The organism is Streptomyces sp. NPDC054883 (assembly GCF_053610645.1).
The window spans coordinates 346,503-366,214 of record NZ_JBSGYT010000001.1; the positions used below are offsets into that span (position 1 = coordinate 346,503).

A 19,712-nucleotide genomic window follows, 5' to 3' on the forward strand; every position below is an offset into this window, starting at 1 on the left:
GTACACGGGGCAGGTCAGCGGCGCGGGTGGGTGACGGCCGGAACACTCCTCCGGGTGGTCTCCACGGGCGGGCCGGGAGGCCGGGCTTCAAGCTGCGTAACATACGCGCCTGTTCGAATCCGGTCGGCGCCAGGGCTCAGGCGCCGACGACGAGCGGGGCGCGCGGGTGGGTGCGCAGCGGGACGTGCAGTGCCACGAGGGCGTGCTCCAGGCCGTGCAGGTGCGCGAGGGCCGGCTCCGCCGGGGCGGTGGCGTTCGCCGGAACGGCGGGGTGGACGCCGTCCTGCGGGGCGGTCAGCGCCTCCACCGCCGCCTCGACCCGCCAGCACGCGGCGGCGAGCCGGGCGTCGTGCGAGGCCTGCGGGTCGGCGGCGACGGCCACCAGGCCCCGCACCTCGCGCGCGCACGCGTCGAGCAGCTCCAGGACCTGCCGGGCGCGGGCCTTGCGGGCGCGCAGCGGGCTCAGCGGATGCACCAGGGGCGCGAGCGCCATCCGTACCCGGCCCAGCAGCAGTTCGAGTTCGGCGGCGTGCGGGGCCGGGTCCGCGTCGGGGTGGCCGGCGAGGCGGTCGAGGGAGGCCGCCGTTGAGGCCCGTACGCAGTGCAGGGCCCGCTGGATCCAGGCGTCGTTGGCGGCGTGCGTGGTGACGGGGAGCACCAGCACCACGGCGAGGGCGGCGCCGAGCGCGCCGATGGCGGTCTCCTGGAAGCGCAGCAGGAGCAGGCCGGGGTGCAGTACGCCGAGGAGCCCGTAGAGCAGTCCGGCCATCACGGTGACGAAGAACATCATCCACGAGTACGACGGCGCGGCGGTGTAGAAGATCCCGAAGACGCATACGGCGACCAGCGCGGCGGTCGGCGCCGGTGCGCCGTGCAGCGGTACGGCGATCAGCAGTCCGGCGGCGATACCGGTGACGGTCCCGACGACCCGGCGGAAGCCGCGGACGAGCGTCTCGCCCCGCGAGGCGGTGTTCACGAAGATCCACCAGGCGGTGCCCACCGCCCAGTACCAGCGGTCTTCGGAGAGGGCCTGCCCGATGCCGAGCGCGAAGGCGCAGGCGGCGGTGGCCTGGAAGGCCTGCCGGGTGGTGGGTCGGGCCAGGCCGGTCCCGGGAAGGCCCGGCGGGGCGGCGGGGGGCGGTGTGCGGCGCTCGATGGGCCAGAGCACGAACCGCGCGGCGCCGGCCGCGAGCAGGGCCAGTCCGACGGCGGCGAACAGCTCGGGCAGCTGGGCGGGCACCGCGTGCAGGAACTGGGTGATGAAGAAGTTCATGAACGCGAAGATGCCGAGGGCGTGGCCGCGCGGCCCCCAGCGGCGGGCGTAGACACCGGCGAAGACGACCGCGAGGAAGGCCAGGTCGCGGGCGAGGGGCAGCCCGTGCAGGGCGGTGGCCAGGGCGAGGACGGGGAATCCGGCGGCGGGAAGCAGGACGGTGGTCACCCGCTGGGCGCGCACGGTCGCGTCGAGCACGGTGAACAGCGCGAGCAGGGCGGCCAGTCCCCCGGTGATGGAGGCGGTCAGCGAGAGCCCGACGGCTTGGGCCGCGGCGACGGCGAGTCCCACTCCGACGACCGCGCGCAGCGAGTTCCGCAGTCTCATCAGCCCCGGATCCGGAGCCACGAACATCCTCTTCACGGCGGTGTGCCGCCCCCCTTGCGATGGTGCGCGCCGGGCCCGCTGTCCGCCCGGGGTGGTGGGCGGCGTACGGGCACGGCGAAGGCGCCACGGTCCGGAGCGGCCTCGTTGCCGTCCGGCGCTGCGTGGCGCCGTCAGTTACATGGATACGACACAGGTAACCATCCGGAGGCCTGCTGGCTCAACCGGTGGCCGTCATGCTGGACCATTGGTACGGCCGAAAGGACTTTGCGCCGGCCACCGGATGCCAACGGACCAGGCACGTCACGCCTCGCCGATGCGCAGCAGCGCCAGGGTGATGTTGTCCGGCCCCCCGGCCTCGATGGCGGCCTTCCACAGCTCGAAGGCGGCGCGGCCGTCGTCGTGGTCGCGCAGCACCCCGTCCAGGACGTCCTCGGGGACCGGGTCGGTCAGCCCGTCCGTGCAGATCAGGTAACGGCCGCCGACGTCGAGCGGGTACGTACGGACGTGCGGCGTGACGGCCTGGAACCCGCGGGCGCCGCCGAGGGCCTGGGTGATCAGGGAGGTGGTCCGGCGGCCCGGCGGCAACGGGGGGCTGTCGTCGACGCTCACCTGGCGCAGCGCCCCGTCCGAGGCGTCGAGGACCCTGCTGTCGCCGACGTTGAAGGTCAGCACGGACTCGGGCAGGACGACCGTACCGGCGACGGTGGTGCCCATGCCGGCCAGCTCCGGTGCGCGCCCGGCGGCGTCGTACACCGCGCGGTTGCACAGTTCCAGCGCCTCGCGGACGGCCCCCTCGCCGTCCAGCGACGGCCCGAGCTCCGCGAGCCGCCGTACCACGAGCGCGCTGGCCACCTCGCCGGCCGGCTGCCCGCCGATGCCGTCGGCGACCGCGACGACGAGCGGCGCACCGAGGGGGAACACCAGCAGCTGCGGGTTGCGGGTCTCGGTGGCGCACAGCGTCCAGGGCCCGATGACCAGGCTGTCCTCGTTGTGCTCGCGCAGCAGCCCTGCGTGGCTCAGTGCGCTGACTGCTGCGTACGGCATCGGTTCCGCCTCTCCGGCGCCCGCGGGGGACCCGCCCCTCTCATTGTGGCCCCGCGGGAGGGGCCCGGCGGAGCCGGGCGAGGACGAGCACGGTGTCGTCCGTCGCCGGGTCGGGCAGCAGGTTGGACAGGATGCGGTCCGCCGCCTCCTCCAGGCGGTCCACGGGGGCGCGCAGCTCGGCGCACAGGGCGTCGATGCCCGCGTCGATGTCCTGGCCGCGGGCTTCCACGAGCCCGTCGGTGTAGAGGGCGACGACGGCGCCGTCGGGGATCCGCGTCCCGGTCGAGCGGAACGGTACGCCGCCCACGCCGAGCGGGACGCCCAGGACGTCGCCGATCTTCTCCACGGTTCCGTCGGGGTGGCGCAGCAGGGGCGGGGGGTGTCCGGCGCTGGCGACGCGCGCGCGGCCGGTGTGGGGGTCGTAGCGGATGTACAGGCACGTCGCGAGTTGGATGCCGGCCTCCTGCGCGCAGTCGTCGAGTTCCGTGAGCAGGGCTTCGGGGTCGCGGGTGTGCCGGGCGAGCGTCTTGGCCGTGATGCGGAGCCGGCCCATGGCGGCGGCGGCCGGGACGCCGTGTCCCATCACGTCCCCGACGAGCAGTGCCAGCTCGTCACCGGGCAGCGGGATGACGTCGTACCAGTCGCCGCCGACCTCGGTGCCCCGGCTGCCGGGCAGGTAGCGGTGGGCGATGGCGGCGTAGGGGCCGGAGACGGGGGCGCTGGGCAGCAGCGCGCGCTGGAGGGTGAGCGCGATGTCCTGGACCCGGCCGTAGAGGCGGGCGTTGTCCAGGCACAGGGCGGCGCGCGAGGCCAGCTCGCCCGCGAGGCTGAGGTCGGGCTCGGCGAAGGGGGGGCGGGCGGCGGAGCGGCCGAACATGGTGATGCCCTGGACGGTGCCGCGGGCGACGAGCGGTGCCATGAGGATGCCCTCGATGCCGCTGCCCAGGAGCAGCCGGGCCCGTTCCTGGTGGGCGACGGTGCTGGTCACGAACTCTTCGTTCACCGCGACGCAGAGCGGGCGGCCCGTCTCGAGCATCGCGTGGATGCTGGAGCCGGGCGGGTACGTGACCTGTTCCAGGCCGCCCACCAGCTCCTCGGCGGGCGGGGGCAGGTTGGTGCCGTGCGCGATCCGGTGGGTGACGAGCGGCAGCCGGGGGTCGAAGACCTCCGGCTCGTGCATCCACTGGACCAGTTCCACCACGGCGGCGTCGCAGAACTCCGGGACCACCGCCTCGACCAGCTCGCGCGCGGTGACGTTCAGGTCCAGCGTGGTGCCGATGCGGGCGGCGGCGCGGTCCAGGAGCGCGAGCCGCTGCCGGGCGGCGGTGGCCTCCATGATGGCCCGTTCCCGGTCCGTGACGTCCACCAGCAGGCCGCCCAACCCGCGTCGGGTGCCGACCGCACCGCTCAGCGGGAACAGGCTCACCGACCGCACCTGATCCCGGTCCGGGTGGCCTGGGGTGCGCAGGCCGACGAGGGTGTCCACCACGGTCCGGCCCTCCCGGGCGACGGACCGCAGCAGGCGCTCGTACTCCCCGGCGTCGGAGGTGATCATGATGTCCGTCATCCGGCGGCCGAGGTGGCCGGCCAGGGGGATGCCGTCCATGTCCGCGAGGGCCTGGTTGAGGTGGACGTAGCGCAGTTCCTCGTCGAGCAGCACCAGGCCGATCGGACAGGTCTCGAAGAGCGCGTCGAGGAAGGCCAGGTTGGTCTTGACCCGGTCCAGCTCGACGCTCCTGCTCGCCAGGCCCAGCACCACGGAGCGGCCCGTGCTGCCGGTGAGCGGGAAGACGCGGAAGCCGCAGTCGAACACCGAGCCGTCCCGGTGGAGCGCGGGCAGCCGGACGCGCCAGTACCCGAGGGTGCGGGCGCGTCCGGCGAGCAGTGCGGCCGCGCCGGGGTCCGGGAAGAGCGTCGTCGCGGGCCGGTCCAGGACGGCCGCGGCCTCGTGGCCGAAGAGGCCGCGCGCACCGGGACCCCAGTAGCAGATCCGGTCGGCGTCGTCGATGCCGAGGACGGCGACCGGAACGTGCTCCAGCAGCGAGCCGGGTTCCGACCAGACGGGGCCGGGATCCGGCTCGCCGCCCCCTTCCCGGTCCGGTGGCATCGCTGCCCCCTTCTGCGCGCCGCGCGCGACGGTGGCTCTCCGGCGCCCGTGCGGCGGGCTCGGGCGGCCCCTTCAATTCTGCCCGTCGGGCCGGTCGGCGGCCCGCCGAGGTGCGCCGGGCCGGGCGGGTGGCGAGACTGGTGCCATGGCGACCACGGCGGCCCTCGAGGGCGGCCCGGACGACCTTCCGGAGCGGCTCGTCCCGGCCCCGGCACCGGGCGAGGACGTGAAGGTGGCGCACCGCGGCGGATACGAGCACTTCAGGGCCACGTCCCGGTTCCGGGACGCCCCGCAGGGACGGGTTCCCGTCTACGAGTGGTGGGAGCGCACGGAAATCGCCGAGTGAGCTCGGCGGCCGGTCCGCCGCTGGGCCACGCGGAGGTGGAGCGTGGCCAGGTCCAGGAGGGGCGTGGGGACGTTCAGGGCGCGGGCGCGGGTGGTGAGGTCGGCGAATACGTGCTCGACCTCGGTGGGGCGGCCGGCGAGCAGGTCCCGGTACATCGACGGGGTGAGAGGTGAGCCGGGCGCGGTCACCGTGCGGGCGGTGGAGTCCAGTTCGCCCCCGGGGACCGGGTGTCCCGCCGCGGCGGCGACGGAGGCGGCCTCGGCGAGGACGGCCCGGCCCAGTCCGGGGCCGCCCGGAGCGGCGCTGACTTCGCCCACCGAGCCGCGCATCAGGCAGGTCACCGCGGCCAGGGTGGTGATGAAGACCCACTTGTGCCACATGGCGGCGACGATGTCGGGGACTTCGGGGCTGTCGATGCCCGCGCCGGTCAGCACGGCCCGGACGGCTTCGGCGCGGCCGGAGGACCGGCCGTCGCGCTCCCCGGTGAGGACCGCGGAGGGCGGGGCCATGCGGACGATGTCGCCGTGTTCGTCCAGGGTGGTGACCACCTTGGCCACTCCGCCGAGTACCGCCCCTTCCCCGAAGTGCCGCGCCAGCAGGTCGAGATGGGCCATGCCGTTCAGCAGCGGCACGATCGCGGTGCCGGGGCCCACGGCCGGGGCGAGGTCGCGTACCGCCTGGTCGAGCGCCGTCGACTTCACCGACAGCAGGACCAGGTCGTAGGTGCCCTCCAGCGCATCGGCCGTCACCAGCGGCGGCCGCAGCACGAGTTCCTCCCCGAGCCCCGTGACGCGCAGCCCGCGCGAGGTCAGGGCCGCGGCCCGCCGGGGCCGGACGAGGAAGGTGACGTCCTGTCCGGCCTGGGCGAGGCGGGCGCCGAAGTAGCCGCCGGTGGCGCCGGCGCCGACAGTCAGGATTTTCATGCCCGGGATCCTTTCGTGAGGGGTATCGGCCGCAGCAGCCGGTGGGGCCGGTGCAGGGCCGCGGTGACGGGGTCGTCGCCGGCGGACGGCGCGGGCAGCCCCGGGCCGGGTGCGACGAGGAGCTCCGCGACGTCCACGGCCGCTCCGCAGCCCGCACAGCGGCCGTCCTCGCCGACGGGCGCGTCATCGGTGGCGTGCCGGAACACGCGGCGGGGGCCACCGGGCGCGGGGCGGTGCTCCTCGCCCCACTGGGACAGGGCCCGGACGGCCGGCCAGAGCCGGACGCCCTTGGGAGTGAGCACGTATCCCTCCCGCGGGGCCCCCTCGCTCACGCGGGCCAGCACTCCGGCCTCGGTCAGGAGGGCGAGCCGGTCGGTGAGGACGGCGCGCGGGACGCCGAGATGGGCGGCGAAGTCGCCGAACCGCCGCACCCCGAAGAAGGCGTCGCGCACGATCAGCAGGGTCCAGCGCTCTCCGACGACCTCCATCGCGCGGGAGAGCGAGCAGGCCTGGCCGCGGTAGTTGCGTGGCAGCGTCATGTCCGCACCCTATCCCGTCAGTTCGGTGACCGAACCAACAAATGTGCGGCCCTGCCGCCCCGTTCCGACCCGCACCCGGCGCGCGAAGCCGAACCCGCCTACGGTCACGGGACTAGGCCGGCTGCTCCGTCGGCACGCACAGCACCGGTACCGGCGACAGGTGCAGCAGCTTGTGCGGCGTCGAGCCGAGGAGCGCGCCGCGGATGGGGCTGTCCCCCCAGGTGCCGACGATGATGACCCGCGCCCCGTGGCGCTCGGCGGCGTCGAGGAGGGCCTGGGCCGGCTTCTCGTCGGCCACCTCGACCGCCGAGGGGACGCCCGCCGCGTCGGCGGCCGCGACGGCCCGGGCCAGTGCGCTGCGGCCGGCCTGGCGGACGGCTTCGCGGTGGGCCCGGTACTCCTCCCCGCCGGCCCCCGGCGCGGCCGCGCCGAAGACGAGGACGAGGGGTTCGCCGAAGGCGGCGGCGACCTCCAGGGCGACCCGCAGGGCCCGTTCCGCGCCGGGCGATTCGTCGTACCCCAAAACCACGGACATCGCGTACTCCTCCCTTTCCCGGTCCACGCCCTCAGGGCGACGGCCGGTGCCGCCCCGGGACGAGCGCCGGGTCGGCCACCCCGCGCCGCTCCTGCCAGAAGCGCCCGTCCCGGATCCGCCAGAAGCACATGACCAGCACTCCGACGACGGCGATGCCGATCCCGATGAACAGCGGCGGGCTGATGCCCAGCCAGGAGACGCCGCCGGCCGACTTCTGCGGATCCGACATGTCGTCGACGGATTCCACCAGCAGCCAGGTCAGCATTCCGGCGCCGACGACCGGGCCGACCCCGATCAGCAGGAAGTTGTGCGGGCTCTCCAGCAGGTGGCGCCGGTAGTACACGGCGCAGGCCAGGCCGGTGAGCGCGTAGTAGAAGGCGATGAGCAGCGAGAGCGCGGTGAGCGAGTCGAGGAGCGCGTTCTCGCTGATCCGGTTGACCACGAGGTACCAGCCGATGGCGATGCCGGCCACCCACCAGGTGCTCACGTCCGGGGTCTGGAACCGGGGGTGGATGCGCGAGAGCGCCGGCGGCAGCGCGTGCCGGCGGGCCATCGACAGGGCGGTGCGGGAGGCGGGGATGATCGTGGTCTGGGTGGAGGCGAGCGCGGAGGTGCAGACCGCGAGGAGCACCACCCAGTCCCAGCCGCCCATCACCTCGTGGGCGAGCACGCCGAAGACGGCCTCCTCCCCGCCCGCGTTCTGCGCCAGGAATCCGGTCCCGGCGTAGGCCACGACGGCGTACCCGACGGACAGGTAGGTCACCAGCAGCACGACGGTCGACCAGATGCCCGCCTTTCCGGGCGCGGTGGCGGAGTCCTCGACCTCCTCGGTCAGGTTGACCGCGGACTCCCAGCCCCAGTAGATGAACACACCGAGCAGCAGTCCGCCGGTGAGCGCGGCGCCGCCCGCTCCGAAGGGGTTGAGCCAGTCGACGGACGGTTCGATCGAGTCGAGGCTGCTGGTGCCCGCGTAGACGCGGTACAGGGCGACCACCGCGAAGACCAGGAGGAAGAACACCTGGGCCAGGATCAGCACGTCCTGGAGCCGGGCGGACATCTCGGTGCCGATGACGCAGACGGCGGTCATGGCCAGGATGACGACGACGGCGAGCGTCTGGCGGACCGCCTCGTTCCCGGCGAGGCCGTCGAGGCCGGCGGCGAGCAGCCCGAAGCGCACCGCGACGTCCGCGAGCGAGCCGATGACGAGGACGCCGGTCATGGTGATCGCCCAGCCGCCGAACCAGCCCGCCCAGGGGCCCATGGCCCGCGTCACCCAGGAGAAGGTGGTCCCGCAGTCCTGGTCGACCTTGTTGAGGTAGTAGAAGGCGGCGGCGATCAGCAGCATCGGTACGAAGGACGCCAGCATGACGCCCGGCGCGTAGATGCCGGCCACGGCGACGATGGGGCCGAGGACGGCGGCCAGCGAGTAGGCGGGCGAGGTGGAGTTCAGGCCGATGACGAGTGCGTCGAGGAAACCGATCGCGTCGGCCTTGAGCCCCGCGCCGGCCTCCGCGGTGCGCTGCTCCCGACCGCCGCCGCCCGTACCGTCCTGCGCCATATACGCATGCTCGGGCACGGGGCGGCGGGGCGCGAGGCGGGACGGCGGGCCCGGGCAGGCGGCCGGGCGCGGCGCGGCGCCGCGTGCGGGCTCAGGGGCGGGTGTTCCAGCCGGCGACGACCGGCAGGCCGTGTTCCGTGGACAGGACGCCGACCGTGCCGGTGCGCAGCAGGAACAGACGTCCGTCCTGCGGGGCCAGACCGAGGTAGCGCGCCGTCAGGACGCGCAGGAAGTGGCCGTGGGCGACGACGACGGCGTCGCCCCGGTCCTCGCGGAGGACCTTGTCGACCCGGGCCAGCGCGCGGTCGGCGCGGGCGCCGACCTGCTCCGCGTTCTCCCCGGGGTGCTCGGCGTCGCCGGGCGGGACCCCGTCGGTCCACAGCGACCAGTCCGGCCGGGTCCGCCGGATCTCGGCCGTGGTGATGCCCTCGTAGCCGCCGTAGTCCCATTCGTGCAGGTCGGGATCGGTGGTACCGCCGGACAAGCCGGCGAGTTCCGCGGTGGCCACGGCCCGGCGCAGCGGACTGGTCAGGACCAGGGCGGGATGCCGCTCCCGGAAGAACGGGGCGAGGGAGATGGCCTCCTCGACACCGCGCGCGGTCAGCGGTACGTCGGTCAGACCGGTGTGCCGCCCGGTGGCGCTCCACGCCGTCTCGCCGTGTCTCACCAGCAACAAGTCGCTCATCCTTGGACCCTAGACGGTCCACGGCGCCGACAGGGTGACCGGGGCGTGTCATGTACGCCGCGGGCCGTGATTCGATGCGGAAACGGTGCGAGTTGGGCGGAGGGGCCCCGCTGGCCAGGCTCGGTCCATGGACGACCTGATCCACGAGCAGGCCCGGGCGGCCCGCACGAGCGGCGGCCCGGCCCAGGACGCCCGCATAGCGGCCGGCTTCGCGGCGGGTGACGAGCGTTCCATGGAGGCGGCCTACCGCCGCTGGCGGCCGCTGGTGCACTCCCTCGCGCGCCGCGCTCTGGGTGACGACCGTGAGGCGGAGGACGTGACCCAGCAGGTCTTCCTCGCCGCCTGGCGCGGCCGGCGCCAGTACCGCCCCGGCCCCGGCGGGCTCGGCGCCTGGCTCACGGGCATCACCCGCCACAAGGTGGCCGACGCGCTGGAGGCCCGGACCCGGCGGACCCGGGCCGCCGCGGCCGCCGCGCACGCGCTGCACGAACACATCCGCTCTCCCGCCGCCCACGCCCCACCGGAGCCCGAACAGGCGCTGGACCGACTGCTGGTGCTCGGGGAACTGGCCCGGCTGCCCGCGGCCCAGCAGCGCGTGCTGTGGCTGGCGTTCTACGGGGACCTGACCCAGTCCCAGATCGCGGACCGCACCGGGCTGCCGCTGGGCACCGTCAAGAGCCACATGCGCCGGGCGCTGCAGGTCCTGCGCCGGTCGCTCGGGGATCCGGCGCCGTCACGAGCCGCTCGATGACGGCGAGGCCGGAGCGCAGGCCGAACAGCCGCTCGGTACGCGGGCCGGGCGGCCCCGTACCCCAGCCGGGCCCCGCCAGCAGCAGCGCCGAGTGCCCGCGGGCGCCGTGCGGCCCCCATTCGATGCGGGCGACCGCCCGGGCCAGGGCGCGGTCCGCGGTGGCACCCGACTGGGACCAGAGCACGGCGGCGCGGGGGCCCGTACGGCGTACGGCCTCGCGCAGCGCCTCGGCGGGCAGGGCCGGGCCGAACATCAGGGCGGGCAGGCCCCGTTCCCCGAGCACGGCGGCCAGCGCCTCGATGGGCAGGCTGTGCTGCTCCGCCGGGGCGCAGGCCAGGAGCACGGGCGGCACCCCGTGCCGTCGGGGTGCGGGCCGCAGCCGGCGCAGGGCGCCGGAGACGTGCCAGGACAGCAGGTGCTCCACCTCGACGTAACGCTCCCCCGCCGACGCCCACTTGCGGCCCACGGCGTGCAGGGTCGGCGCGATGACCTCCTCCCACGCGGCGACGGGCCCGAGCTCCGCCAGCGCGGTGTCCAGCAGGTGCTCCACCGCCGGCGCGTCCAGCCGTACGGCGGCCCGTGCGAGCCCCCTGCATTCCGCCCGCACCTCCCCGAGCGGAAGGGCGGTGGACCCGCCCGGCGTCACGGCCGCCGGGCGGGCCGCCGCGGAGCCGCCGGGGGCTGCGCCGAGCGCGGCCCCGGCCGCCGCCGAGGGGGGCACGCCCTGTGCGGTGAGACGGCACATCAGTTCCAGGCGGGCGATGTCGGCGGGGGTCCAGCGGCGGTGCCGGCCGTCCTCGCGGCGGGCGGGGCCGATGGCGTACCGGCGCTCCCAGGACCGCAGCGTGGTCGGCGAGACCCCGAGGCGGCGGGCGACGGCGCCGGTACTCAGCGCGGCGGCGGGCAGCGCCGGCGGATCGGAGGCGGGCGGCGCGGAGTCGGCGGGCGGCACTGGGTCGCGGGGCGGCACTGGATCCACCCGCTCACGATAGGGCGCCGGAGCGCCACGAGGGGGTCACCCGCTCCCCCGCCCCTGCCGGAAACGGGCGAGCCCGTCGGCGAGTTCCACCACCGGCGCGGGGTAGTCGTACCGGGCGCGCTCCGCCGCGGGCAGCCGCCACGGTTCGTGCACCCGGGGCGCGGGCAGTCCCGCGAGTTCGGGCACCCAGCGGTGGACATAGGCGCCGTCGGGGTCGTAGCGCAGGCCTTGGCGGACCGGGTTGAGGACACGGTTGGGCCGGGTATCGGTGCCCGTGCCGGCGACCCACTGCCAGTTCAGCTGGTTGTTGGCCAGGTCCCCGTCCACGAGCAGGTCCAGGAAGTGGCGGGCGCCGATCCGCCAGTCCACGTACAGGGTCTTGGCGAGGAAGCTCGCCGCCAGCAGCCGGCCCCGGTTGTGCATCCAGCCCTCGTGGCGAAGCTGGCGCATGGCCGCGTCGACGACGGGATAGCCGGTGCGGCCCTCCTTCCAGGCCTGGATCTCCTCCTGGGCGCCGGGGCCGCCGCGCCAGCGGTCCTGCCGGGCGCGGTAGTCGTGGGCGGCCGCGCCGGGGCGGGCGGCGAGCACCTGGTGGTGGAAGTCGCGCCAGCACAGCTGCCGGACGAACGCCTCGGCGCCGGGGCCCTTGACGGCACGGGCGCGCTGGACGGCCTCGGCGGCCGAGACGGTGCCGAAGTGCAGGTGGGGGGAGAGCCGGGAGGTGGCGTCGCCCGCCAGGTCGTCGTGGGCGTCGTGGTAGCCGTCGACGCCCGTGCGCAGCCAGGCGGCCAGCAGCCGGCGGCCCTCGCGTTCGCCGCCGCGCGCCAGCGCCGGGGAGATCCCGGTGACGGCGGCGCGTTCGGGCACCGGATCGGAGCGCAGGGAGCCGGGCACCCGCAGCGCGCGCGGGGCGGCCGTGACGGCGCGCGGGGGCTGCTGCGTCCAGCAGCGCAGGTAGGGGGTGAAGACGGAGAAGTGGTCGGAGGCGGCGGGCCGCAGGGCGCCGGGGGCCACGGCCGTCACCACCATGTCGTGCACGTACAGCCGCCGGCCTTCCGCTTCGAGGGCGGCGCGCAGCCGTTCCTCGCGGGAGTGGGCGTACGCGCTCACCCCGGCCGCCATGTGCACCTCGTCGGCGTCCGACTCCCTCACGAGGGCCAGCACTTCCCGGACGGCGTCGCCGGAGCGGATCACCAGGCGGCCGCCGCGCTCGTGCAGTGCGTCGTCGAGCCCGGCGAGGCAGTCGGCGAGGAAGGCGCGGCGGTTGGGCGCGCCGAACCCTGATTCCTCGATGGCCCGGTCGCGGACGAAGAGCGGGACCACCTGGTCGCACGAGGACAGTGCGGCGCGCAGCGGCGGATGGTCGTGCACGCGCAGGTCGGAGGTGTACAGGACCACCGCGACGTTCATGGGTTCTCGCTCCGGCTCAGGGCTGGGGGCTACTGCTCGCGCCGGGTACTTCGGCGCCGGCCGCCGGAACGGATGCGTCCTTCGGCATTCCGCGTTCCAGCCGCTCGGCGGCCTTGGCGATGTTGCGCGCCATTCCGCCGAACACCACGGCGTGGAAGGGGGACACGCTCCACCAGTACATGTGGCCGAGCAGCCCGCGCGGATGGAACAGCGCGCGCTGGCGGAAGCGCGATCGCCGGCGGTCCGCCGGGTCGGGGTCGGCGTGCAGTTCCAGCCAGGCCAGGCCGGGCAGCCGCATCTCGGCGCGCAGCCGCAGCAGGGCGCCGGGCTCGATCTCCTCCACCCGCCAGAAGTCGAGGCTGTCGCCCACACGCAGCCTGGCCGCGTCCCGGCGGCCGCGCCGGATGCCGACCCCGCCGACGAGCCGGTCGAGCCAGCCCCGTACGGCCCAGGCCAGCGGGAAGGAGTACCAGCCGTTGTCCCCGCCGATCCCTTCGACCACCCGCCACAGCGCGGCGGGCGACGCGTCGACGGACAGCTCCCGGCGGTCGGTGTAGAGGCTGCCGCCCGCCCAGTCCGGATCCGTGGGCAGCGGGTCGCTGGGCGCCCCGGGGACGCCGGCCGAGGACCAGCGGGTGGTCACCTTGGCCTCCCGCACCCGCTGGAGGGCGAGCACCAGGGCCCGGTCGAAGGAGAGCGGGGCGCCGGGCGGGTCGGGTACGTAGGCGGCGATGTCGTGCTCGTGGCAGACCACCTCGTGCCGCAGGGACTCGGCGAGCGGCCGGGCCAGCGCCCTCGGGACGGGGGTGACCAGGCCGATCCAGTGGCTGGAGAGCCCGGGGGTGAGCATCGGGACCCGCATGATGAGCCGTTTGGGGAGCTCCGCGACCTCCGCGTAGCGGCGCATCATCTCCTCGTAGGTGACCACGTCCGGGCCGCCGACGTCGAAGGCCCGGTTGACCTCGGGCGGCATGCCGGCGCTGCCGACGAGGTAGCGCAGCACGTCGCGGACGGCGATGGGCTGGCAGCGCGTGCCGACCCAGCTGGGCGTGACCATGACGGGCAGCCGCTCGGTCAGGTAGCGCAGCATCTCGAACGAGGCGGAGCCGGAGCCGATGATGACGGCGGCGCGCAGGACGGTGGCCGGTACGGCGGAGGCGAGGAAGATCTCGCCGACCTCCGCGCGGGAGCGCAGGTGCGGCGAGAGTTCCGGGCGCGGGATGCCCTCCGGAGTGAGGCCGCCGAGGTAGACGATGCGCCGCACCCCGGCCGCCCGGGCCTGTTCCGCGAAGACGTGCGCGGCCTCGCGGTCGCGGTCCTCGAAGCCGGAGCCGGAGCCGAGGGCGTGCACGAGGTAGTAGGCGACGTCGATCCCGCGCATCGCCTCGGCGACCGATCCGGGGTCGGTGACGTCGCCGCGCACCGCCTCGGCCCGGCCCGCCCAGGGGTGGTCGCGCAGTTTCCCCGGCGCCCGGGCCAGGCAGCGCACCCGGTGTCCGGCGTCCAGGAGCTCCGGCACCAGCCGGCCGCCGATGTAGCCGGTCGCCCCGGTGACCAGGCAGTGGAGGGATCCGCCGCCCGTCATCGCTGTCCCGTCATGACTGTCTCCGCTCTCCTGCCCCCGCTCCCGGGCCCCCGTACAGGATTCCGCACGGGTTCGCGCTCGGCATTCCGTAGGGGATTCCGCGCGCCGGGCGGCGCCGGATGCACTCGGGCGCGGATGCGCCCGGACGCGCAGGCGGCGTGCGGGCCGCCCCGGGGGCGTCCGCAGGCCATCCGCGCCCGTTCCGGCTCCGAACCAACCGCCGGAAGGAGGACACGATGACCGAGCGAGGACGAGCACGGCCGCGTACGGCCGTCGTCGGCGGTGGTGTCTCCGGGCTGACGGCGGCCTACGTACTGGCCCGCTCGCACGAGGTGACCGTGTACGAGGCCGACGCCCGGCTGGGCGGCCACGCCCACACCCATGGGCTGGCGGGCCGGGACGGCCGCGTGCGCGGGGTGGACTCCGGGTTCGTCGTGCACGACGACCGCGCCTGCCCCCAGTTGCTGCGGCTGTTCGGGGAACTGGGCGTGGCCACCCGGGCGACCACGATGAGCCTTTCGGTGCGGTGCGACGGCTGTGGGCTGGAGTACGCCGGCCCGCGCGGACCGCGCGGGCTGCCGGCCCGGCTGCGGTCGCCGGCGCGGCCCGCCTATCTGCGCATGCTGGCCCAAGTGCCGCTCTTCCGCCGGCAGGCCCGGCTGCTGCTGGCGACCCCGGCCGTCTCGGCGGAGGTCACCCTGGGCGGCTTCCTGCGGGAGTGCGGTTTCGGACCCTACTTCACCGCCCACTTCGCGTTACCGCTGGTGGCGTCGGTGTGGTCCTGTCCGCCGCGCACGGCGCTGCGCTACCCCGCCCGGTACCTGTTCCGCTCCCTGGCCCACCACGGGATGCTCTCGGTGGGCGGCTCCCCGCACTGGCGGACGGTCGAGGGCGGTTCGGCACGGTACGTCGAGCGGCTGCGGGGGCGGCTGGGCGCGGACGCGGTCCGGGCGGGCACCCCCGTACGGGCGCTGGCGCGCACCGCGGACGGGGTCCGCGTCTCCACCGCCGACGGCGCCGTCACCTACGACTCGGTGGTCGTCGCCGTCCACGCGGACCAGGCGCTGCGGCTGCTGGCGGACCCGACGGACGCCGAACGGTCGGTGCTCGGCGCCTTCCTCTACTCCCGCAACCGGACGGTGCTGCACACCGACGCCTCGGTGCTGCCGCGCTCGGCCGGGGCGCAGGGCAGCTGGAACTTCCGGCTGTCCGGCTGCGACCCGCACGACGCCCGGGTCCGCGTCAGCTACGACATGAACCGCCTCCAGGGGCTGGACGCGCCGGAGCGGTACCTGGTGACCCTGCACGCCGACGACGGGGTGCGGCCGGAGCTGGTGCTGGCCGAGATGGCCTACGAGCACCCCGTGTACACGCCGGAGTCGGTGGCGGCCCAGCGGCTGCTGCCCGATCTGTCGGGTCCGGTGACGGCCTTCGCGGGTGCCTACCACGGGTGGGGGTTCCACGAGGACGGCTGCCGGTCGGGCGTGGAGGCGGCCGCCGCGCTGGGGGTGTCCTGGTGAAGGCGACGGTGTACGAGGCGGACGTCCGGCACGTGCGCTCCGGGGAGCAGGCGTACGCGCTGCGTCACCGCACCTACCTGTGGCTGGTGGACCTCGATGAACTGCCACGGTTCCCGGCTCCGTTGCGCTCCCTGGCCCGGTTCGACCCGCGTGACCACTTCGGCGGCCGCCCGCCGAGCATCCGGGCCGGGCTGGAACGGTTCCTCGCCGCGCGCGGCGCCGCACTCCCGCCGGGCTCGACGGTGTTGATGCTGGCGAACGCCCGGGTACTCGGTTTCGTCTTCAACCCGCTGTCGGTGTACTGGTGCCACGCGCCGGACGGGACCCTGCGCCAGGTCGTCGCCGAGGTGCACAACACGTACGGCGAGCGGCACTGCTACCTCCTGGGCCCGCAGGTCGCGGAGGGGACGGCCCGGGTGGCCAAGGAGTTCTGCGTTTCGCCCTTCCTGGAGGTGGACGGCGACTACCGGATGCGGCTCCCCGTGCCGGGCGAGCGCCTGGCCCTGAGCGTGGGCCTTTCGGGCGGGGCGGACGGCACCCGGCTGACGGCGACGGTGCGGGGCTCGCGCCGGGCCGCCGGAGTGCGGGGGCTGCTGCGGGCCTCGCTGCGCCACCCCTGGCCCACCGCGGCAGTGGCGGTGGGCATCCGCTACCACGTCGTCCGGCTGTGGCTGCGCGGCCTGCCGCTGCTGCCGCGGCCCCGGCACGATCCCCAGGAAGGTGTGACGTGAACGCGTCGCCGTCGCCCCCCTGGGGGGCCGCCCTGCTCCCGGACCAGGGCGGCGCCGTCCCCGGTGGCGGGGCCGTTGGTAGGCTCGCGGCATGGCGGTGGACGAGCTCGACACCCGGATCCTGCGCCTGCTGATCGAGCAGCCGCGGACCAGCGTGCGGGAGTACGCCCGGCTGCTGGGCGTCGCGCGCGGCACCCTGCAGGCTCGGCTGGACCGGCTGGAGCGCACCGGGGTGATCACCGGAACGGGTCCCTTCCTGTCCCCCGCCGCGCTCGGCCACCCGGTGCTGGCCTTCGTCCACATCGAAGTCACCCAGGGCCACCTGGACGAGGTGGGTGACGCCCTCGCGGCGGTGCCGGAGATCATCGAGGCGTTCTCCATCACCGGTGGCGGGGACCTGCTGACCCGGGTGGCGGCCAGGGACAACGCGCACCTGGAGGACGTCATCCAGCGGCTCATCCGGCTTCCGGGTGTCGTCCGCACCCGTACCGAGGTCGCTCTGCGCGAGCGGGTGCCGCACCGGCTGCTCCCGCTGGTCGAGGCAGTGGGAAGAGCAGCGGGCAAACCCTGACAAGATGGTCGCGACACGTACACGACCGGCAGAACGGGCAGAACGGATGCTTTCCGTCATATTCGATCTCGACGGCACCCTCGTGGACAGCGAGCCGAACTACTACGAGTCCGGGCGACGCACCCTGGAGCGGCACGGCGTCCCCGATTTCACCTGGGAGCAGCACGCTCCCCTCATCGGCATCGGGACGATGGAGACGCTGGAGATCCTCAAGGAGCGGTACGGGCTGCGCGCGCCGGTCGCGCGGCTGCTGGCGGAGCAGAACGCCGCCTATCTGGACCTGGCCCGTGCGGGGACCCGGACGTTCCCCGGGATGCGCAGGTTCGTGGAGCGGCTGCACGCCGACGGCGTTCCCATGGCGGTGGCGTCCGGCTCCTCGCGCGAGGCGATCGAAGCCGTGCTGGCCGGGACCGGCCTGGACGCGCTGCTGAGCGTCACGGTCTCGGCCGAGGAGGTCGCGCGCGGGAAGCCCGCCCCGGACGTGTTCCTGGAGGCGGCCCGACGGCTCGGCGCGGAGCCCGCCGACTGCGTGGTGGTCGAGGACGCGGCGCCGGGCGCGGAGGCCGCCCGTGCGGCGGGCATGGAGTGCCTGGCGATCCCCTCCGTGGCGGCCGCCGCCCACCACCCGGCCTTCACCTCGGCGGGGCTGCTCTTCCGCGGCGGACCGGGGGAGTTCGACGTGGAGACCGCCTACGAATGGCTCGGCGAGCACCGGGCTGCCTGATTCCCGGTCGGGGGGAAGAGGGCGGCCCGGTCCGGGGTTGGTAGAACCGTGAACGACTTCGCGGAGCGGGACCCGGCGGCAGTGGACGTGGTGGTCATCGGCGCGGGGCAGGCGGGCCTGTCCGGCGCCTACCACCTCGCCCGGGCGGGCATCGGCCACGTCGTCCTGGACCGCTCGCCCCGCCCCGGCGGGGCCTGGCAGTTCCGCTGGCCCACCCTCACGTACGGCAAGGTGCACGGCATGCACGCGCTGCCCGGCATGGAGCTGACCGGCGCGGACCCGCTGCGGCCGTCCGCCGAGGTGATCGGGGAATACTTCGCCGCGTACGAGGACCGGTTCGGCCTGCGCGTGCGCCGCCCGGTGGCCGTCACGGCGGTACGGAACGGCTCGGACGGGCGGCTGCTGGTGGAGGCGGCGTCCGGCGAGCGGTGGTCCGCGCGGGCGCTGATCAACGCCACCGGCACCTGGGAGCGGCCGTTCTGGCCCCGCTATCCGGGCCGGCAGACCTTCCGGGGCCGCCAGCTGCACACCGCGCACTACCCGGGGCCGGCCGCGTTCGTCGGGGCCCGGGTGGTGGTCGTGGGCGGCGGCACCTCGGCGGTGCAGCACCTGCTGGAGATCTCCGAGGTGGCGGTGGGGACCACCTGGGTGACGCGCCGCCCGCCGGTGTTCCGCGACTCCGGCTTCGGTGCGGCCGAGGGCCGGGCGGCGGTGGCGCTGGTCGAGGAGCGGGTGCGGCGCGGGCTGCCCCCGCAGAGCGTGGTCAGTGTGACCGGACTGGCGCTGAACGATGCCGTACGGGCCGGGCTGGATTCGGGGGTGCTGGAGCGCAGGCCGGTGTTCGACCGGATCACCCCGGCCGGCGTCGCCTGGGCCGACGGGCGGAGCGAGGAAGCCGACGTGATCCTGTGGGCCACCGGATTCCGGGCGGCCGTCGACCACCTGGCTCCGCTGCGCCTGCGGGAACCGGGCGGCGGCATCCGGCTGGCGGGCACCCGGGCGGTCCGCGACGAGCGGATCCACCTGGTCGGCTACGGCCCCTCGGCCTCCACCATCGGGGCCAACCGCGCGGGCGGCGCCGCCGTCCGCGAGATCCGCCGCCTCCTGGCCCGCGGAACCGCCGCGATCCCTGGAAACCGTCCGGCCCTGACGGGGGCCGTCGCCCGCTGAGCCGTCCCGCGCACGTTCCCGCTAGTCCGGGCGGGGGGCCTTGCCGGTCGCCGCGGCGCGCAGTGCGTTGAACTCCGCGACGTGCTTCTGGTGTTCCTCGTACGTCGTCGAGAAGCGGGTGTCACCGGGTTTCACGGTGACGAAGAACAGCCAGTCGCCGGGCGGGGGCGTGACCGCCGCCGCCATGGCGTCGAGGCCGGGACTGTCGATGGGAGTGGGCGGCAGGCCCTGGCGCCGGTAGGTGTTGAAGGGGGTGTCGAGCCGGGTCTCGCCGAGGGTGGTGTCGACCGTCCTGCGGTTCAGCGCGTAATGGAGGGTGGAGTCCATCTGGAGCGGCATCGACCGCGCCAGCCGGTTGTGGACGACCCGGGCGACCTTGCCCATGTCCGCGCGGGTGTCGGCCTCCGCCTCGATGATGCTGGCCAGGACGACGGTCTGGTACGGGGTGATGCCGAGGGCCGTGGCCGCGGCCGCGACGGCCGGGGTGGCCAGCTTCCGGTTCGCCGTCCCCACCATCGCCCTGAGCAGCGTGGCCGGGGTGGAGTTCGCGGTCACCGGGTACGTGGCCGGGAAGAGGTAGCCCTCCGGGTTGCCCTTCGCCTCCGGGGGCAGGTCCAACCCGGCCGTGGCGACGGCCGACCGTGCGGAGCCCGCGGGCAGGTTCAGTTCCCGGTCGATGGCGGCGTAGATCTGGGCGGCCCGGTGTCCCTCGGGGATCAGCAGCCTGCGTGGTTGCTCCGGCTCCGGCGCGTCGGGACGCAGCAACGGGATCAGGACCGCGGCCCCGAGCCCGAGGCCGAGGAGCGTGCCGAGGAGGAGCGCCATCCGGCCCCGGCGGGTGAGCCGGGAGCGGCGCTGCGACGACCGGTAGCCATGACGCATGCGGGCACGCTAACCCGCCGGGGGCCACATTCCGGGCAGCCGGCCGGTGTGC

Annotated in this window: 19 protein-coding genes; 7 read left to right on the top strand and 12 right to left on the bottom strand. The window is 75.1% G+C overall.

The features are described 5' to 3' along the window. Positions 1-136: 136 nt before the first annotated feature. The 3 genes from ACWGH1_RS01645 to ACWGH1_RS01655 all read right to left on the bottom strand — a co-directional run bounded on the left by ACWGH1_RS01645 (position 137) and on the right by ACWGH1_RS01655 (position 4,751). Positions 137-1,627, bottom strand: a complete 1,491-nt coding sequence (locus ACWGH1_RS01645) for an FUSC family protein (RefSeq protein WP_453352471.1) — start codon at positions 1,625-1,627, stop codon at positions 137-139. A 273-nt stretch (positions 1,628-1,900) separates the two neighbouring features. Beyond that, positions 1,901-2,644, bottom strand: a complete 744-nt coding sequence (locus ACWGH1_RS01650; protein WP_453352467.1) for a PP2C family protein-serine/threonine phosphatase — start codon at positions 2,642-2,644, stop codon at positions 1,901-1,903. 40 nt (positions 2,645-2,684) lie between these two features. Continuing rightward, complete coding sequence (locus ACWGH1_RS01655; RefSeq protein ID WP_453408335.1) at positions 2,685-4,751, bottom strand: SpoIIE family protein phosphatase; 2,067 nt, start codon at positions 4,749-4,751, stop codon at positions 2,685-2,687. 145 nt (positions 4,752-4,896) lie between these two features. On the opposite strand from ACWGH1_RS01655, the gene ACWGH1_RS01660 reads away from it, so the two are divergent. Beyond that, on the top strand, positions 4,897-5,097 hold the full coding sequence (locus ACWGH1_RS01660; protein WP_389658622.1) for a DUF5988 family protein: 201 nt from the start codon (positions 4,897-4,899) through the stop codon (positions 5,095-5,097). Here ACWGH1_RS01660 and ACWGH1_RS01665 read toward each other — a convergent pair. The 5 genes from ACWGH1_RS01665 to ACWGH1_RS01685 form a co-directional block, all read right to left on the bottom strand. Next, positions 5,061-6,020: a ketopantoate reductase family protein gene (locus ACWGH1_RS01665; protein WP_453352469.1), complete on the bottom strand. Its 960-nt coding sequence runs from the start codon at positions 6,018-6,020 to the stop codon at positions 5,061-5,063. The two genes, ACWGH1_RS01660 and ACWGH1_RS01665, sit on opposite strands and share 37 nt — an antisense overlap. Then, positions 6,017-6,559, bottom strand: coding sequence for a winged helix-turn-helix transcriptional regulator (locus tag ACWGH1_RS01670; RefSeq protein WP_453352470.1), 543 nt, complete (start codon positions 6,557-6,559; stop codon positions 6,017-6,019). Before ACWGH1_RS01670 ends, ACWGH1_RS01665 begins: the two co-directional genes overlap by 4 nt. Positions 6,560-6,671: 112 nt before the next feature. Continuing rightward, positions 6,672-7,094, bottom strand: coding sequence for a universal stress protein (locus ACWGH1_RS01675; protein ID WP_453352472.1), 423 nt, complete (start codon positions 7,092-7,094; stop codon positions 6,672-6,674). Positions 7,095-7,125: 31 nt separating this feature from the next. Next, positions 7,126-8,652, bottom strand: a complete 1,527-nt coding sequence (locus ACWGH1_RS01680) for an APC family permease (RefSeq protein WP_453408336.1) — start codon at positions 8,650-8,652, stop codon at positions 7,126-7,128. Positions 8,653-8,743: 91 nt separating this feature from the next. Then, positions 8,744-9,337: a histidine phosphatase family protein gene (locus ACWGH1_RS01685; RefSeq protein ID WP_453356800.1), complete on the bottom strand. Its 594-nt coding sequence runs from the start codon at positions 9,335-9,337 to the stop codon at positions 8,744-8,746. 127 nt (positions 9,338-9,464) lie between these two features. Here ACWGH1_RS01685 and ACWGH1_RS01690 point away from each other — a divergent pair, with 127 nt between their 5' ends. Then, positions 9,465-10,088, top strand: coding sequence for an RNA polymerase sigma factor (locus tag ACWGH1_RS01690; RefSeq protein WP_453356799.1), 624 nt, complete (start codon positions 9,465-9,467; stop codon positions 10,086-10,088). On the opposite strand, the gene ACWGH1_RS01695 is transcribed toward ACWGH1_RS01690, so the two are convergent. Genes ACWGH1_RS01695 through ACWGH1_RS01705 form a run of 3 tightly spaced genes read right to left on the bottom strand, consistent with a single transcriptional unit; the run spans position 10,009 to position 14,062 of the window. Beyond that, positions 10,009-11,058 (bottom strand): MerR family transcriptional regulator, encoded by a 1,050-nt coding sequence (locus ACWGH1_RS01695; RefSeq protein WP_453408360.1) that lies wholly within the window; start codon positions 11,056-11,058, stop codon positions 10,009-10,011. The genes ACWGH1_RS01690 and ACWGH1_RS01695 overlap by 80 nt on opposite strands. A 45-nt stretch (positions 11,059-11,103) precedes the next feature. Continuing rightward, positions 11,104-12,477, bottom strand: coding sequence for a cryptochrome/photolyase family protein (locus tag ACWGH1_RS01700; protein ID WP_453352719.1), 1,374 nt, complete (start codon positions 12,475-12,477; stop codon positions 11,104-11,106). A gap of 16 nt (positions 12,478-12,493) precedes the next feature. Beyond that, positions 12,494-14,062, bottom strand: coding sequence for an SDR family oxidoreductase (locus ACWGH1_RS01705; protein ID WP_453352720.1), 1,569 nt, complete (start codon positions 14,060-14,062; stop codon positions 12,494-12,496). A gap of 236 nt (positions 14,063-14,298) precedes the next feature. Here ACWGH1_RS01705 and ACWGH1_RS01710 point away from each other — a divergent pair, with 236 nt between their 5' ends. The 5 genes from ACWGH1_RS01710 (at position 14,299) to ACWGH1_RS01730 (ending at position 18,778) form a co-directional block, all read left to right on the top strand. Then, complete coding sequence (locus tag ACWGH1_RS01710; RefSeq protein WP_453352721.1) at positions 14,299-15,582, top strand: NAD(P)/FAD-dependent oxidoreductase; 1,284 nt, start codon at positions 14,299-14,301, stop codon at positions 15,580-15,582. Beyond that, on the top strand, positions 15,576-16,313 hold the full coding sequence (locus tag ACWGH1_RS01715; protein WP_453352731.1) for a DUF1365 domain-containing protein: 738 nt from the start codon (positions 15,576-15,578) through the stop codon (positions 16,311-16,313). The genes ACWGH1_RS01710 and ACWGH1_RS01715 overlap by 7 nt, the downstream gene beginning before the upstream one ends. 91 nt (positions 16,314-16,404) lie before the next feature. Continuing rightward, entirely contained in the window at positions 16,405-16,884 is a 480-nt protein-coding gene (locus ACWGH1_RS01720; protein WP_453352722.1) for an Lrp/AsnC family transcriptional regulator, read from the top strand. Between the two features lie 46 nt (positions 16,885-16,930). After that, on the top strand, positions 16,931-17,608 hold the full coding sequence (locus tag ACWGH1_RS01725) for an HAD family hydrolase (RefSeq protein ID WP_453352723.1): 678 nt from the start codon (positions 16,931-16,933) through the stop codon (positions 17,606-17,608). Positions 17,609-17,656: 48 nt separating this feature from the next. Continuing rightward, entirely contained in the window at positions 17,657-18,778 is a 1,122-nt protein-coding gene (locus tag ACWGH1_RS01730) for an FAD-dependent oxidoreductase (protein WP_453352724.1), read from the top strand. A gap of 21 nt (positions 18,779-18,799) precedes the next feature. Here the strand turns inward: ACWGH1_RS01730 and mltG are convergent, their stop codons facing one another. After that, positions 18,800-19,660: an endolytic transglycosylase MltG gene (gene mltG / locus ACWGH1_RS01735; protein ID WP_453352725.1), complete on the bottom strand. Its 861-nt coding sequence runs from the start codon at positions 19,658-19,660 to the stop codon at positions 18,800-18,802. Positions 19,661-19,712: the final 52 nt, after the last annotated feature.